This window comes from Coprobacter fastidiosus (genome assembly GCF_982245605.1).
On the sequence record NZ_CEVCIF010000015.1, the window covers coordinates 1 to 15,562 of the forward strand.

15 protein-coding genes and 1 pseudogene are annotated in these 15,562 nt (G+C 42.4%); 11 read left to right on the forward strand and 5 right to left on the reverse strand.

What is annotated here, in order from left to right; translation table 11 throughout:
* The 4 genes from AC0UMU_RS05400 to AC0UMU_RS05415 form a co-directional block, all read right to left on the reverse strand.
* A partial coding sequence (locus tag AC0UMU_RS05400; protein WP_473979891.1) for a hypothetical protein occupies positions 1–383 on the reverse strand: 383 nt, incomplete at its 3' end.
* Positions 384–387: 4 nt separating this feature from the next.
* The gene (locus AC0UMU_RS05405; RefSeq protein WP_278714367.1) at positions 388–1,383 is read right to left on the reverse strand and encodes a toxin C-terminal domain-containing protein; all 996 of its coding nucleotides are present in this window, start codon (positions 1,381–1,383) and stop codon (positions 388–390) included.
* 96 nt (positions 1,384–1,479) lie between these two features.
* The gene (locus tag AC0UMU_RS05410; protein WP_278714369.1) at positions 1,480–2,844 is read right to left on the reverse strand and encodes a hypothetical protein; all 1,365 of its coding nucleotides are present in this window, start codon (positions 2,842–2,844) and stop codon (positions 1,480–1,482) included.
* Positions 2,845–3,154: 310 nt separating this feature from the next.
* Positions 3,155–3,547, reverse strand: a complete 393-nt coding sequence (locus AC0UMU_RS05415) for a VOC family protein (protein ID WP_278714372.1) — start codon at positions 3,545–3,547, stop codon at positions 3,155–3,157.
* A 212-nt stretch (positions 3,548–3,759) separates the two neighbouring features.
* On the opposite strand from AC0UMU_RS05415, the gene AC0UMU_RS05420 reads away from it, so the two are divergent.
* The gene (locus AC0UMU_RS05420) at positions 3,760–5,967 is read left to right on the forward strand and encodes a GH92 family glycosyl hydrolase (protein WP_009318662.1); all 2,208 of its coding nucleotides are present in this window, start codon (positions 3,760–3,762) and stop codon (positions 5,965–5,967) included.
* A 9-nt stretch (positions 5,968–5,976) separates the two neighbouring features.
* Positions 5,977–6,390 (forward strand): annotated as a pseudogene (locus tag AC0UMU_RS05425) (DUF5131 family protein); the annotation flags it as partial.
* A gap of 11 nt (positions 6,391–6,401) precedes the next feature.
* Here AC0UMU_RS05425 and AC0UMU_RS05430 read toward each other — a convergent pair.
* Positions 6,402–8,810: a transglycosylase domain-containing protein gene (locus tag AC0UMU_RS05430; protein ID WP_278714375.1), complete on the reverse strand. Its 2,409-nt coding sequence runs from the start codon at positions 8,808–8,810 to the stop codon at positions 6,402–6,404.
* Between the two features lie 264 nt (positions 8,811–9,074).
* On the opposite strand from AC0UMU_RS05430, the gene AC0UMU_RS05435 reads away from it, so the two are divergent.
* The 9 genes from AC0UMU_RS05435 to murQ all read left to right on the forward strand — a co-directional run bounded on the left by AC0UMU_RS05435 (position 9,075) and on the right by murQ (position 15,558).
* The gene (locus tag AC0UMU_RS05435) at positions 9,075–10,175 is read left to right on the forward strand and encodes a glycoside hydrolase family 108 protein (RefSeq protein ID WP_288640114.1); all 1,101 of its coding nucleotides are present in this window, start codon (positions 9,075–9,077) and stop codon (positions 10,173–10,175) included.
* Between the two features lies 1 nt (position 10,176).
* A complete protein-coding gene (locus tag AC0UMU_RS05440; RefSeq protein ID WP_278714379.1) occupies positions 10,177–10,731 on the forward strand; it encodes a hypothetical protein in 555 nt (184 codons plus the stop codon).
* Between the two features lie 2 nt (positions 10,732–10,733).
* A complete protein-coding gene (locus tag AC0UMU_RS05445; protein ID WP_278714381.1) occupies positions 10,734–11,288 on the forward strand; it encodes a hypothetical protein in 555 nt (184 codons plus the stop codon).
* Between the two features lie 2 nt (positions 11,289–11,290).
* Positions 11,291–11,809, forward strand: a complete 519-nt coding sequence (locus tag AC0UMU_RS05450; protein WP_278714384.1) for a hypothetical protein — start codon at positions 11,291–11,293, stop codon at positions 11,807–11,809.
* Positions 11,810–11,844: 35 nt separating this feature from the next.
* Complete coding sequence (locus AC0UMU_RS05455) at positions 11,845–12,024, forward strand: hypothetical protein (protein ID WP_278714386.1); 180 nt, start codon at positions 11,845–11,847, stop codon at positions 12,022–12,024.
* Between the two features lie 16 nt (positions 12,025–12,040).
* On the forward strand, positions 12,041–12,391 hold the full coding sequence (locus AC0UMU_RS05460) for a hypothetical protein (protein WP_278714388.1): 351 nt from the start codon (positions 12,041–12,043) through the stop codon (positions 12,389–12,391).
* A gap of 94 nt (positions 12,392–12,485) precedes the next feature.
* Positions 12,486–13,802, forward strand: a complete 1,317-nt coding sequence (locus AC0UMU_RS05465; protein WP_278714390.1) for a SpoIID/LytB domain-containing protein — start codon at positions 12,486–12,488, stop codon at positions 13,800–13,802.
* 91 nt (positions 13,803–13,893) lie between these two features.
* Positions 13,894–14,733: an ATPase gene (locus AC0UMU_RS05470; protein ID WP_278714392.1), complete on the forward strand. Its 840-nt coding sequence runs from the start codon at positions 13,894–13,896 to the stop codon at positions 14,731–14,733.
* A gap of 6 nt (positions 14,734–14,739) precedes the next feature.
* The gene (gene murQ, locus AC0UMU_RS05475) at positions 14,740–15,558 is read left to right on the forward strand and encodes an N-acetylmuramic acid 6-phosphate etherase (RefSeq protein WP_278714394.1); all 819 of its coding nucleotides are present in this window, start codon (positions 14,740–14,742) and stop codon (positions 15,556–15,558) included.
* Positions 15,559–15,562 lie beyond the last annotated feature (4 nt).

The following is a 15,562-nucleotide window of genomic DNA, read 5'->3' on the forward strand; positions in this document are numbered from 1 at the left end:
ATTTGGGAGATATGTATGCGCATACCTTCCTTTATGCTCAGGAACATATCATATAGGTCTTTATTCTGCTCATATAGGATATCTTTGGGTGTAAAGCGTTTCATATCTGTCTTACTTCTTGAAATGGATAAATACTCTACTGTCAGGAAAGAACAACCGGCCAATTCCATTCCTCTGATTACCGCCTGTGCGTATTTATCTTCCGTCTCCAAATACTCTTCCCGGGTAAACCTCTTTCCGTCGTAAACTTTACCTATATCAGATACCATCAGCCATTCATTTTTTCTATAGATACCTTTTTCGTCATAATTTTCCGGTGCATACTTGACAATCTCATCCGCTATCCATCTCCATGAATAGTCATACTCTTTTTCCAGTTTCATAACATTAATCTCCTGTTCTATTTAGATTTTCATCGAATGTACCCATTCGTTTATATTTATGATCAAGATCATCTATTTTTTTTCCCATTTTCCAGATACCCCCGTTATGTCCGTCGATATCCGGAGATATATAATTTTTTCCGTTATAGAAAATTTTAGATTTATGCCGTTCATTGATCAGCCTGTACCCTTCCGGGATTTTGACGGTTATTTTTATCCCCTTTTCTCCTTTTCCTTGGATAAAAGTGATTTCGTTTGCTTTGGATTTTCCTCTGTTATATCCTTCATTCCGGTTCTTGTTTCCGTTCGCCATTAGTACAGCCCCGGTACTTGCTGTTGCAGTACCTGCTCCCACAAGGGTCTCTCCGACGACGGCTGTCGGTAATCCGGCAATGGCAGCCGTCCCGCCGCTTACGGCCGTAACGGCCAGTCCGGATACGGCGATCGCTCCACCCATTGCCATGCCACCGCCTCCGGCATCGATCATGCCGCTTCCCAAAATGATAGCCGCATTGTCGACATTGCGCAGAGCGTTATTATAGTCGTCCAGATCTGTCGGGCTATAACGGTCTCTTAATTCGCCTGTCCCGGGAATAATGTTTGTCAACAAGCCGATTCCGAATCCGACGACTTTGTCTTTCGGGTCTCTTCCGTCCGGATCGACGAATCTGATCGGATTATTCAGCGCATACGCATAAGGCGATATAGAGTAATATCTCTCACAGTTCGGGTCGATGCTCATACTTGTTACATCGGGGGAAATCCCCGGAACGGATTCATCGATGAGCCCGATAACCTCTCCGGTTTTCGTATCGAACAGTACCGATCCGATCTCTACCGTACGGTTGCGGTCATGAAACTCGGGATTTTTACTGAACGATGCGACCGAAGCCCGGATTCCTATTTCGGCAAACGGATTTTCGTTGCTCTTGTTGTCTTGCGCCCAAGTTGTCAGGCAACAAAAGGCGAACAGTAGGGTAGATAAAAACGCTTTTCTCATATTATTGAGTTTAAGACTTTAATTTCATTAGAATAAATGCTGCATCTCGGCATAATCGGTCGAAAAAATCCGTCGTTTCCGCTCTCGATTTGCAGTTTATTTTATAATCTGTATGAACGGGGAACGAGGATGCCGTTTTTCTTTCTCCTTTTCCTGTTCTATATGTTTCAGCCAACGGTCATAGACTTCAGGCGATATATTTTCGTACCCTGTATCGTCTATTTTTCGATATATTTCCTGCATGTGTTCGTAGTGTTTGTATGCTTCGGGACACATCTCCCTCATTGCTTGGGGAGTCGGTATATTCAACAGACGGGCAACTTCCATAGTCAGTCGTGTTTCATAATTTGCTTCCAGAATCAACGCGTCCAAGGGAACTTTCATATATTTTTTTGCTTCTTCGGCACATTTTAAAATAAAAGGGTCATATCCGTATTTTAACAGGTAATAGCGTCCGAGCAGTGCGACTATCGAAGCCAGCGTCTCTTTTTTGTCCAAAACAGAGAGGTACAGGCCGCTGCGGATCGCTTCGGTCTTGATGAAACTATGGTTCATGTAATGGTAGTCGGACAGTATATATCTGCATGTAATTTCCAAATTGTACCATTCTCCGTTATTCCCCCGTATTTTTACCAGACTGTGATGCGGAGCAAAAGATAAATAGGCCTCGGTGCCCAATCTTTCGGCAAGAATCATATATAGTAAAGGCATAGAATGACATTGTCCCCGGTTAGTTGCCAGTAATGTGGTTATGAAGTGGCTCGTAAAATTTTTTTCACTTCTGTAATCATCCAGATTATACTGTACGGGGTAGTGGATGATCTGTTTTTCCGTACCGGGCAGGCAAACGGTAAAAGTATCGGTCATTAGGCTGTAGAGTACGGCGTTTTTGGTGAAATCATCGGATGTTTTCTTTTTCAGTTCATTGAGTTTCCAATTGCACAAATCTATTCGTTTTTGTAGAGATGCTTCGAACGCATTGTAGTTCATCGTATTTTCTAAAAATGCGTTTTCAGTGATAAATATGGCTCTTCCCAAATTCATGGGGAGCGAATCGTGAAGCATTCCGCATAGTTCGTCGAATGCCGAATAAAAACATGCAGTTCCTTTCTCTCTTGCCCATGACGGAAATCCGTGATCGAGCAATTGCCTTGCCAGTTTCATGGCATTTTCTCGTTCTTTTATATGAGCAGTTGCCTCTTCGATAATCTTTCGGTTGATAAGATTCCTGCGATGTAATATCTCAGAATCGTAATCGTATGTGTCTGTGTGGTGCGGGTGACGGATGCCTGGATATGAATAACCTCTTGATGATGAGGGCTCGTTTCCTATTCGAATATCCGGTTTCAATGTCGCCGGTTCGGGCGGTCTCGGTGTAATGTCGGGAAAGCCTGAAAACTGGGAGAATGCAGGCAATGCCGGTAAGATAATTAAAATCAGTATCTGTATTTTGATTTTCATGGAATAAAAATTTAAGAGCCTGTCTTAATTTTCCGACAAAAAAATATTATCAGGTCATTTTTGCGTTTTCTTCCGGTCTCTTTTCCTGTTTTCCCTCGTCAGATAGCCCGTTATCCTCCTTGTAAAAACAGAAAAATATCCTCGAAAGAAACTCTCAAACCTGACCCGAGCAAAATTCAGACAGGCTTTAAGGTTCATAAAAATAATTATTTTTATATTTATATGCAAGAATTAAGTAAAATATTTTATTGTTTGATTCGATTCAGGTTCTAAAACGTAGAAATCGTTATGATGTTGTCGGTATAATCCGTTATTCTCCCAAAAGCTCGATATAATTACCTTCAGGGTCGAGAACGGCGCTTTCATAATATCCGTCGCCCGATGTACGGGGTCCTCCGGCAATGGTGTAGCCATCTGTTCTCAAGCGTTCCGTAAGACTATCGACATCTTTTTTTGAGCCGATGGTGATAGAGAGATGTGCAAGTCCTTTGATAAAACCCCGTTTCCCGTTTGTTTCTTCTATTCCGGGTTTTGTCATCAGTTCGATACGGGCATTTCCATCTCCGAAAGATAGGAAATAGGAAGTGAAATTTTTTATCGGATTTACATACTTATTTCCGCAGGTTACATCGAAATAGGTAAGATAAAAGTCACGCGTCGTCTCGATGTCGTCTGTCCAAATAGCGATATGGTCTATTTTCATCTTTATTGTTTTTATAATATCTGACTCGTAAAATTAGACAAAAAGAATTTTAAATTCATAATGGAGTAAGGGATTTTTAAGTTTTGAGCGTCTTGATATAAAATACCTGTCTTTTCGAAAACGTGAAGATGACCCGAAGATGTTTTCTTATGGGAAAATTTAGACAGACTTGTATTTTTAAGTAAATTTGTACAAACCTTAAAACACTTTGAATGGTCTTGAAAAATATTCCTTTATCGTTTGTTCTGATACTATTATTCGTGTCGGCATGTGATTCAACCAAGAAAACAGAAAACAATTATGTTCAGTATGTAAATCCTTTGATCGGAACGGATTTTACGGGAAATACTTATCCGGGTGCGCAAGTTCCGTTCGGTATGGTACAACTCAGTCCCGATAATGGGTTGCCGGGTTGGGATCGCATTGCCGGTTATTTTTACCCGGACAGTACGATTGCCGGATTCAGCCACACACATCTTTCCGGAACGGGAGCGGGAGATCTGTATGATGTTTCTTTCATGCCCGTGACATTGCCTTATCGGGAAGCTCCGCAGCCGTTAGGAATTTATTCTTCATTTTCTCATGACGATGAATCGGTATCTGCCGGATATTATCAGGTGTTGTTGAAAGATTACGGCATTCATGTGGAGTTGACGGCGACTGAACGGTGCGGAATACAACGCTATACTTTTCCGGAAGCGGAGGCTGCGGTTTTTCTGAACTTGAAAAAAGCGATGAACTGGGATTTTACAACAGATTCGTATATCGAGGTGATCGATTCGGTAACGGTACGGGGATACCGTTTTTCTCGGGGATGGTCTCCCGACCAGCGGGTATATTTCCAAACCCGTTTTTCTAAACCTTTTACCATTTGCCATATCGATACGACAGCTATTGCTACACCGGAGGAAGGGCGGATCGGAACCGCTTATGTCGCCCGATTCGATTTTGGTACGAAAGAAGGTGAACAAATTCTGGTAAATACGGGGATTTCAGGAGTCAGTATGGAAGGGGCGGCCTTGAATCTTAAAGCGGAAGTTCCTGACAATAATTTTGATCGTTATCGTTTACAAGCTGAAAAAAATTGGGATAGGCAATTATCGAAAATCGAGGTAAAAGGAGGTGATCGGGATGATTTGGTGAAATTTTATACGGCTTTGTATCATACGATGATCGCTCCTACTATTTACAGCGATGCGGACGGATCTTATTTCGGACCGGACAAGAAGACACATAAAACAGACGGGTGGGTAAATTATTCGACATTCTCGCTGTGGGATACCTACCGTGCCTCTCATCCGCTGTTTACTTATACCGAACCGGAGAGGGTTAACGATATGGTGAAAGCGTTTCTTGCATTTTATGATCAGTACGGGAGTTTGCCCCTTTGGAATCTGTATGGTTGCGAAACCGATATGATGATCGGTTATCATGCTGTCCCGGTTATTGTGGATGCTTATTTGAAAGGAATCGGTGATTTTGATGCGGAGAAGGCTTTGCAAGCTTGCGTAAGTTCTGCCGATCGAGACGATTATCGGGGAATCGGGTTATATAAAAAATACGGTTATATTCCGTATGATATGGAAAAAGAGTCGCTGTCTAAGACTTTGGAATATGCTTATGACGATTATTGCATCGCCAGAATGGCTGAGAAAATGGGGAAAAAGGAAATTGCGGAAAGGTTTTACAAGCGTTCGCAATCATTTCGCAATTTATATAATCCCGAGACTTCTTTTATGCAGCCGCGAGATAGTAAAGGTAAATTTATCTCCGGCTTTACGGCAAAAGACTATACCGAGCATATTACAGAGAGCAATGCTTGGCAATATTTCTGGTACGTTCCGCAGGATATAGACGGGTTGATCGGTTTATTGGGGAGCAAAGAACGTTTTGCGGAAAAGCTCGACAGTATGTTTGCTTATGCTCCTGATGCCGATGATAATCTACCGATTTTCAGTACCGGAATGATCGGGCAATATGCACACGGAAACGAACCGAGCCATCATGTCGTTTATCTTTATAATAAAGTCGGCAAACCGTGGAAGACTCAGGAATATGCGGCTAAAGTGATGCATGAACTGTATCTGAATACTCCTGCCGGATTGTGCGGGAATGAAGACTGCGGCCAGATGTCGGCTTGGTTTGTGTTCAGTGCCATGGGTTTTTATCCTGTCGATCCGGTAAGCGGTCGATATGAAATCGGAACACCTCTTTTTCCTGAAGTAAGAATAAATTTGGAGAATGGAAAAGTCTTTACCGTATTGGCGAAAGGTGTAAGTCGGGAAAATATCTATATACAGGCGGTAAAAATGAACGGAAAACCTTATGATAAGAGTTACATCACTCACGAACAGATCATGGACGGTTCTACCCTTGAGTTTGAAATGGGTAATAAACCCGGTTCGATATGGTATAAATAAGTATTAACGATAGGTCGTTTCTTGAATTGTATTCCGGAAGATTAGGGAGATGGTTATGAGAATGTAACGATCTGCTGTACGATGGAGCATCAAGACCGGACAGATTTCCGTTTGCCGATTTACCGAGATGCACCGATACGGCACAAATTGATTATTTGCGAGCCGTTGTTAAGCGACATCGATTTTTATAATTGTCTGGATACATGGGTAGAACAGGTGATCGTAGGAGGAGAATCGGGAAACCGAGCCCGGATATGCAATTATGATTGGGTATTGAATATCCGGAAGCAGTGTATTCATGGCAAAGTCCTTTTCTCTTTTAAACAGACTGGCGCACGTTTATTGAAAGACGGATATTTGTATCATATCAAGCGTCGGTATCAACACTCCCAGGCTCGAAAGGCGAAAATCGATACCGAATAGTATGTCGAATTTTATTTTTCGGAAACGAGACTATCTTTATTTATATACCTATCTGTACTTACGGCTATGCTGTCTGTTTCCATATCCATAGAGTCCGGCTCTATCGGGGGATAAGGAGTTCGGCACTGATATGACCGGGAGATGGTTTGTTTCGGATTCGGGAAACGCGCCCGATATTTTGACAGGCTGTCATCGGCAAGAACTTTTTCCATAAAATATCCGAATACCGGTAATGCGGTTCTGCTACCTTGTCCGAGAGCTCCCGTACGGAAATGAATACTGCGGTGTTCGCCTCCGACCCAACAACCTCCGACAAGATTCGGTGTTACACCCACAAACCATGCATCGGAATGATTAGACGAAGTTCCTGTCTTTCCGCCGAAATCGGTATTGTATCGAAAAAGATCATATCCCCAAAGTGCTTGAGAAGTTCCCATCGGCTCGGTAAGCCCGGCCATAAGCATTTGTGTCATAAGGAAAGCTGTTTCATAAGGTAATGCCTGTTTTTGTTCTTGTTTATGGCGATAAATGATTTTCCCGTTTTTATCTTCGATGCGTGTCACCATAACCGGATCGTGTACCATACCATCATTTATAACAGTTCCGTAAGCGTTTACCAGTTCCAATAACGATACGTCCGAAGCTCCCAGTGAAACGGCCGGTGTTTCGTTCAACGGAGTTTTTATACCCATCGTATGAGCTGTTTTTATAATATCTGGGATTCCGGCTTCCCTGGCTATCTGCACGGCTATCGTATTGATAGAACGGGCAAAAGCAGCTTTCAGAGTCATCGTATCACCCGTGTAAATACCGTTTGCGTTGTGAGGTATCCATTTAGCCGGTTTGCCGTCTTCGAGTACGTCCCATTCGATATATTGGTCGATGCGTTCGTCACAAGGAGAAAGACCTTTATTGAAGCCTTCGCTATATACGAAAAGTTTGAATGTAGATCCGGGTTGGCGCTTTGACAGAACTTTGTCATATTTCCAAGAATCGAAATCGATGTCTCCCACCCATGCTTTTACTTCGCCGGTTTGCGGCTCTATCGCAACAAATCCGCAATGCATAAAGCGTTCCATATAACGGATCGAATCCATTGTGCTGAATGTCGTATCTTTACGTCCGAGTCGATAATCGAAAACTTTCAACTTATGAGGTTTATTCAAATAGAAAGCGACTGAATCCGGATCGTTCGGGAACTTCTCTTCCAAAATTTTGTAAGCTGAGGTTTTTCGGGCCAGATTTTCTATGAAATCGGGGATTTCTCTATGATTCCTATCTTGCCAAGGATTTATTTTTCCCCAGTGATTATCAAAATTTCTCTGAACGATACGCATCTGTTTGTTTACGGCCTCTTCGGCATACGCCTGCATGCGGGTATTGATAGTCGTATATATCTTTAACCCGTCTGAATAGAGGTCGATGTCATTGTCTTTGCACCATTCTTTCAGAGATTCTGCGACAGCTTCTCTGAAGTAAAGAGCAGATCCGTTATAATTCGACTCCAGGTTGTAATGAAGCCGTATGGGAAGTTGTTTTAAAGAGTCGCATTGCGATTTTGTTATTATCTTATGAGCCTGTAAATTGTCAAGTACTACATTTCTGCGTTTCAGGCTGTTTTTAGGATTCACGCGGGGATTGTAGGTTGTGGTCGCTTTTAACAGTCCGATAAGTGTAGCGGCCTGTTCATAAGTAATATCTTTAGGAGTCGTATTGAAGTAGGTTTTGCATGCTGTTTTTATACCGTAGGCATTGCTGCCGAAATCGACGGTATTGAAATACATGGTCAGTATCTCCTGCTTGGTATAGAACATCTCTATTTTGATTGCGGTGATCCATTCTTTCGATTTCATGATCAAGAGTTTTACTCCCGGAATATATCCTAAAAGTCCGGTAGAATATTGCGAACGGACTTTAAACATGTTTTTTACCAGTTGTTGAGTGATGGTGCTGGCACCTCGTGCCTTGCCATGTGTCATGTCTTTCACGGCAGCGAAAACTCCTTGTATATCGACTCCGAAATGCTTATAGAAACGTTCGTCTTCGGTCGAGATAAGAGTATTGATGATTATCGGAGAGATCTCTTCATATTTGACGGGTGTACGGTTTTCTCTGAAATATTTTCCGATCAGTTTGCTGTCTGCGCTGTAAATCTCGGATGCAATGTTTTGCTGAGGATGGTTGATGCTTGCCAGTCCGGGAGACTTTCCGAACAGCCAAAGAAAATTAATATCTACCAAAAACAGGTAGAAAATGAATAATAAGATAAAGGTCAGTATTATTTGTACGATTTTTTTATACCACGGAGACTTCTGGTATAATGATTTGTAACGTTTCCACCCTGTAACGAACAGACCTTTGATCTTGCGGAAAACTGATAATCCGCAGGAAACCCGTTTGCGAGTATCCATATATTTCATATAAAGTATTCAATGTTTAAATACGGTACAAAATTACGGATAGTTTTAAAGTCTGTCTAAATTTTCCAATAAAAAAATACGATCGGGTCAGCTTATTTTAAGCGGTTATCTTACAAGAGATGAACTATCTGTACACTCACCTGAAAAGGTATATGCAAGAAGTATATAAATATTACCTGTACGATTTTATAATTATCGCATAAAGAACACTTTTTTCAGGCTTATTTTTATCGGCGTAATTGTTAATCTATAAAAATCATAATTATGTCAAAACAAAACTTGAACTATGAAGATGGGATACCCGAAGAAGTATTATGGAATCCCGAAACCAACAGTTTTATGAAGCGATCTCTGTTCCCGGGGAAATGGATACCTGCCCGAATCTCGGTTTGGGATGCGGATAATCCCAAGTATCAGTATCGACCGGGGCGTGATCGTACCTATCAGGAGGCGATGAAAAGTATCTCCGGCAATTCGACACCGGGAGATCGATCCGAAAGACAAGATTACAGAGACTCTCGGGGAAATTTCAGTTTGAGTATGCTATCGGAAGGCGACCGGACAAAGGACCGTCCGGATACCGGCAATGCCGGTCAAAGTCCTGCCCGGGACGCCGCACAAGTTCCGCTTTCGCAGGACACTAAAAAAAACGAGAAATATTATGGTTGGGATGTATTGACAAAATCGCCTTTATTGAGTACATTTGTTGTACCCGATCCGCCCCGTCCACGTTCCGGACTTGAATATAGTGCGGGAGAAGGTCCCCTCGGTCAGGAGGAGTTGGAACGTAGGCGGGCCGACAAGGAACCGGGCGGTTTTGAGGATCAGGTAGCCAAAGTTCTGGAAAGCGAAGGGGGATATGTCAACAGCCGTTATGATAGAGGCGGAGCGACCAACCACGGTATATCGTCGAGCACGTGGAACGCATTTGCAAAAAAACATATCGGTGTGGAACCGACAGTGGAAAATCTGAAGAAGCTTACACCTGAGGGGGCAAAGAAGATTTACAGAGAGGAGTTTTGGAAGCCTTCGCGGGCGGGAGAGATCGATGATCCGGTGATCAGGCAGCTCTATTTCGATTTTTATATAAATTCCGGTCGAGATGCGGCTGTAAGAAATCTGCAACGGGCAATCAATCAACTGGGTGGTCAGGTAGATGTAGATGGCTTTATCGGCCCGGAAACGATCGAGGTGTTGAACCGATATCCGAATCCCGGAGAGATTTATGAACAATACCGGAAAAATAGGATTGCCAACTATCATAAAATTGCAGATGGGTCGGATGAGCAAAGACAGAACTTGAATGGTTGGATGAACCGGATGGACAAATTTAAATCGTATGATGAAATGTTAAAACAATATTGATATGAAACGACTGTTTTATGGTGTTCTGTTATTGCACCTGATTTTATGGTTTTCGTGTACGGGGAGTCCCCGTTCTCAGGAGGTAAAAGAGCCGGAATCTCCGGCAGAGTTATTAAGCGATTCGAGCCTGACGACTTTTGATTTTGAAGGGGATTGGCATTGGTTTGCAGGTGATAACGAGGCTTCGGTTACAATGAAGATATTTTCAAATAAAGATAGTGTGGGCGATTATCTGTATACTTATTATTTCGGGAACCGGATAGAACAAGGGAAGGTGAAATTGTTGTCGCAGGAGGGACGGAATGCCGTATTGTTGGTAGAATATAATGATCTTAGATCGTGGAGTTCGAAGTTTAATGCGACGATGTTGACGGACACCTCGTTCTTCCTGACCCGACAGAAACACGAGGATTATTACCTCGAAGATAGTATCGTGATGAGAAAATATGTACCGTATCAAGATACGGCAGAAGTCCGAAAAATCATAGAAGAATATAACCGAAAAGAAAGTATCAGATATGAAGCGTTAAAAAAGAAAAGGATTTCTCTGAAATAAATATGAAACGACTGTTTTATGGTGTTATTTTATTGCACCTGATTTTATGGGTTTCGTGTACGGGGAGTCCCCGTTCTCGGGAGGTAAAAGAGCCGGAATCTCCGGCTGAGTTATTAAGCGATTCGAGCCTGACGGATTTCGACTTTGAAGGAAATTGGCGTTGGTGCTGGGTTGATAGTCATACTATAGTTTCGATGAAGATACTGACAGATAAGGACAGTATAGGGGATTATGTCTATACCTATTATTTCGGAAATCGGATAGAACAAGGGAAGGTGAAATTATTGTCACAAGAGGGTCGAAATGCGGTATTATTGGTAGAATATAATGATCATAGATCGTGGAGTGCAAAGTTTAATGCGACGATGCTGACCGACACCTCGTTCTTTCTGACCCGACAGAAGCCAGAGGATTATTACCTCGAAGATAGTATTGTGATGACAAAATATTATCCTGAAAAAGAACGTGCAGAAGTCCGGAAGATAATAGAAGAATATAATCAAAAAGAAAGAATCAGATATGAAGCGTTAAAAAAGAAAGGTATTTATTTGAAATAATTATGAAAAATCTGTTTTATGGTATTATTTTATTGCACCTGATCTTCTGGGTTTCGTGTACGGGGAGTCCCCGTTCTCGGGAGGTAAAAGAGGCGGAATCTCCGGCTGAGTTATTAAGCGATTCGAGCCTGACGGATTTCGACTTTGAAGGAAGTTGGCATTGGTTTGCAAGTGACGACGAAGCTTCGGTTTCAATGAAGATATTGTCACATAAAGACAGTGTGGGGTATTACTTATATATCTATTATTTCGGAAACCGTATAAGAGTAGGTTATGTAAAATTATTGTCACAGGATGGTCGTAATGCAGTACTTTTGGTAGGGGATGACAAAGCTACCATACCGTGGAGTGCAAAGTTTAATGCGACGATGCTGACCGATACCTCATTCTTTCTGACCCGACAGAAACCTGGGGATTATTACCTCGAAGATAGTATTATTATGACAAAATACTATTCCGAAGGAGAACTTGAAGAAGGGCGTTGGGTAATTGAAGACTACAAGCGAACGCATCGAGATTGATCTTGTTTTATGAAAAATATTAAATTCGCACGATTATGAAAAATCTGTTTTATGGTGTTCTGTTATTGCACCTGATCTTCTGGGTTTCGTGTACGGGGAGTCCCCGTTCTCGGGAGATAAAAGAGCCGGAATCTTCGGCTGAGTTATTGAGCGATTCGGACAGTCCTGACGACTTTCGATTTTGGGGGAAATTGGGCTTGGAGTTTGAATCGTAATGAAATTATAGTTTCGATGAAGATACTGACAGATAAGGACAATATAGGGGATTATGTCTATACCTATTATTTCGGAAATCGGATAGAACAAGGGAAGGTGAAATTATTGTCACAAGAGGGTCGAAATGCGGTATTGTTGGTAGAATATAATGATCTTAGATCGTGGAGTGCGAAATTTAATGCGACGATGCTGACCGACACCACATTCTTTTTGACCCGTCAGGATCATGAAGGTTATTACCTCGAAGATAGTATTGTGATGAAAAGAGAATATCCGAAAAGTAATACTGCAGAAATCCGGAGGAGTATGGAAGAATATCAAACGAAAAATGAATCTTTGAAAGAAAAAGGTGTTTATTTGAAGTGATTATGATTGCAAGACCTGTTTTTCATTTGTCGGAAAGCGGCAGATCCCGGAATAAAATCATTTACTTTGTATCTGTTTTCATATTTAAAGACCTATGACAGAACCCCGGATCGAAGTCGGTATTTTACACCGTAAAGAGATTGTTTTCAGATTGAACGGAAAGTTTTCGGTATCTCCTTCCGATATAATAACTGAGGGGGAGCATAAGGTTATATGCTTGTCCGGCAATCGAATTTTATGGAATGGTAAGGAATACGATTCCTTGATGTTCATTCCGGAGAATGAGAACTGTTCGTTCGATTTGAACAGTGTGACTATCGGTGTGGATTTTCATTGGGAACGGGAAGAAACACAACGATTCTCCGGAATATTGAAACTGATTACCGATGACACGGAGATTGTAGCGATAAACCGTATTGCTTTGGAAAAATATTTGACGAGTGTCATATCATCGGAGATGAGTGCTTCGGCTTCGCTTGAATTGCTTAAGGCTCATGCTGTAATTTCCCGAAGCTGGTTATTGGCCCAACTTCCCCGTTTTAATGGGAAACCGGGAAATAAAAGGGCAAGTAACAAGAGGGAAAACCCTGATGAAATCGTCTGTTGGTATGATAGGGAAGATCATTTTTTATTTGATGTTTGTGCTGACGATCATTGTCAACGTTATCAGGGGATAACCCGTATCGCTACCTCTCAGGTGGCAGAAGCTGTACGATCCACCCGTGGCGAAGTCCTGACAAGTGAAAGCCGGATTTGCGATGCACGATTCTCAAAATGTTGCGGCGGAGTAAGCGAACTGTTTGAAAATTGTTGGGAAGAGAAGCATCATCCCTACCTTATCCCTGTGTATGATAAGTTTTCGGATGAAAAAATCCCCGACTTGGCCGATGAGAAGAATGCTTCGGAATTTATAGAATCTTCGCCCGAAGCATTTTGCAATACACGAGACCCGAAGATTTTGGAACAAGTGCTGAACGGGTATGATCAGGAGACCACCGACTTTTACCGTTGGTCGGTATCTTACACCCAGTCGGAACTGGCGAACCTTATCCGGAAACGGTCGGGTATAGATTTCGGTGAAATTGTTTCGCTTGTTCCTTTGGCAAGAGGGGCTTCCGGGCGAATTGTCCGGTTGCGTATTGTAGGAACGAAAGTTTCACGTGTTGTGGGTAAAGAGTTGTTTATTCGGCGTATTTTGTCCGCTTCGCATTTATACAGTTCTGCATTTACGGTACATCCGGAAAATGTGAAGTATGGTATTCCGCAGTCATATACCTTGAAAGGGGCAGGTTGGGGGCATGGAGTCGGTCTTTGTCAGATCGGTGCGGCGGTGATGGGTGCGAAGGGGTACTCTTATCGGGAAATATTGTCGCATTATTATCGTAACAGTGCGATTGAAAGAATATATTGACACAGAATATTTCAATAATTTTTTAGAGACGACTTTCATCCGATTCCCGAAAAATTTGATACATTGCAACAATTTCCAGAAAATTGAAAAAATGATACTGATAGCAGATAGCGGTTCTACCAAAACCGATTGGTGTTTGGCAGACGAGACTCAAACGATCGCATTTAAGACAGCGGGAATAAATCCTTTTTTCCAAACAGATGACGAGATCAGAAAAATATTGTCGAGAGAGGTACTCGAACGACTTCCTGTTACCGATATAACCGAAGTCTTTTTTTATGGAGCCGGGTGTGCTACTCCGATTCAATGTCAGATGATTTTGGGATTATTACGATATGTGATCGGTTGTGACCAAGTCGAAGTAAACAGCGATTTGTTAGGTGCTGCACGAGCGTTATGCGGGCATGAATCGGGTATTGCCTGTATATTGGGGACAGGGTCGAACTCTTGTTATTATAATGGGAAAAATATAGAGCAGCATGTTTCGCCTCTCGGCTTTATCTTGGGAGATGAAGGTAGCGGTGCGGATTTAGGACGACGTTTGGTGGCGGATTGCCTGAAAGAGGAACTTTCCCAACCGTTAAGAGATCGTTTTTTTGCCCGTTTTCAACTTTCTCGGGAACAGATTTTACAAGCTGTTTATAAAGAGCCGTTTCCGAACCGGTTTCTCGCTTCGCTTTCTCCGTTTGTTGCGGAAAATCTTGACGAACCTGAAATACGGCTATTGGCGGTCAATGCATTCACATCTTTTTTTCGTAGAAACGTTCTGCATTATCCTCAAGGAGAAACGGTGCACATGGTAGGTTCTGTGGCATATTATTACCGTCCGGTATTGTTAGAGGTGGCGCGATCTCTTTCTTTGACGGTCGGTAAAATTCTATCCGCTCCTGTTACGGAACTTGTAAAATATCATTTAAATGCAGCAAACTGAATTAAGATGAAATTTGAAAAAATAACCGAAATGCCCTCTTTACATGATCATTTGGAAGAGAAATCGGTACATGAATTACTTGTAGGAATCAACGAAGAGGATAAAAAAGTTGCCGTTGCGGTAGAAAAGGCAATACCTCAGATCGAAAAACTGGTAGAAGCGATTGTCCCGAAGATGAAACGGGGCGGTCGTATTTTTTATTTAGGGGCAGGTACGAGCGGACGGCTCGGCGTATTGGATGCTTCGGAGATTCCTCCCACTTACGGCATGCCGAATACTTATGTGATCGGACTCATAGCCGGAGGCGATACTGCATTGCGTAATCCGGTAGAAGCTGCAGAAGATAGTGCTGAGAAGGGATGGAAAGAGCTTTGCGACCGCAATGTCGGTTCCCTCGATACGGTAATCGGAATTGCAGCATCCGGTACGACGCCTTATGTAATCGGAGCGTTGCATCACTGTCGGAAAGCCGGAATTCTTACGGCTTCCATTTCTTGTAATCCGGGTTCTCCGGTCTCTCGGGAAGCTGATATTCCTATCGAGATCATCGTAGGACCAGAGTTCGTGACCGGAAGTACACGTATGAAATCGGGTACGGCGCAAAAGCTGGTTTTAAATATGATTTCTACCGCCACAATGATAAAAATGGGTCGGGTGAAAGGCAACCGAATGGTGAATATGCAATTGACCAACCAGAAACTGATAGATCGGGGGGCTCGCATGATTGTGGAAGAAACGGGCTTGGATTATGATACGGCAAAGGAGTTACTGCTATTGCACGGATCGGTAAAGAAAGCTGTCGATGAATATATGAAACACCAATAATCAT

Bases quoted from the DNA above. Each gene is read 5' to 3' on its own strand.
- AC0UMU_RS05405 (WP_278714367.1), bottom strand. From the start codon at position 1,383: ATGAGAAAAGCGTTTTTATCTACCCTACTGTTCGCCTTTTGTTGCCTG.
- AC0UMU_RS05410 (WP_278714369.1), bottom strand. From the start codon at position 2,844: ATGAAAATCAAAATACAGATACTGATTTTAATTATCTTACCGGCATTG.
- AC0UMU_RS05415 (WP_278714372.1), bottom strand. From the start codon at position 3,547: ATGAAAATAGACCATATCGCTATTTGGACAGACGACATCGAGACGACG.
- AC0UMU_RS05420 (WP_009318662.1), top strand. From the start codon at position 3,760: ATGGTCTTGAAAAATATTCCTTTATCGTTTGTTCTGATACTATTATTC.
- AC0UMU_RS05430 (WP_278714375.1), bottom strand. From the start codon at position 8,810: ATGAAATATATGGATACTCGCAAACGGGTTTCCTGCGGATTATCAGTT.
- AC0UMU_RS05435 (WP_288640114.1), top strand. From the start codon at position 9,075: ATGTCAAAACAAAACTTGAACTATGAAGATGGGATACCCGAAGAAGTA.
- AC0UMU_RS05440 (WP_278714379.1), top strand. From the start codon at position 10,177: ATGAAACGACTGTTTTATGGTGTTCTGTTATTGCACCTGATTTTATGG.
- AC0UMU_RS05445 (WP_278714381.1), top strand. From the start codon at position 10,734: ATGAAACGACTGTTTTATGGTGTTATTTTATTGCACCTGATTTTATGG.
- AC0UMU_RS05450 (WP_278714384.1), top strand. From the start codon at position 11,291: ATGAAAAATCTGTTTTATGGTATTATTTTATTGCACCTGATCTTCTGG.
- AC0UMU_RS05455 (WP_278714386.1), top strand. From the start codon at position 11,845: ATGAAAAATCTGTTTTATGGTGTTCTGTTATTGCACCTGATCTTCTGG.
- AC0UMU_RS05460 (WP_278714388.1), top strand. From the start codon at position 12,041: ATGAAGATACTGACAGATAAGGACAATATAGGGGATTATGTCTATACC.
- AC0UMU_RS05465 (WP_278714390.1), top strand. From the start codon at position 12,486: ATGACAGAACCCCGGATCGAAGTCGGTATTTTACACCGTAAAGAGATT.
- AC0UMU_RS05470 (WP_278714392.1), top strand. From the start codon at position 13,894: ATGATACTGATAGCAGATAGCGGTTCTACCAAAACCGATTGGTGTTTG.
- murQ (WP_278714394.1), top strand. From the start codon at position 14,740: ATGAAATTTGAAAAAATAACCGAAATGCCCTCTTTACATGATCATTTG.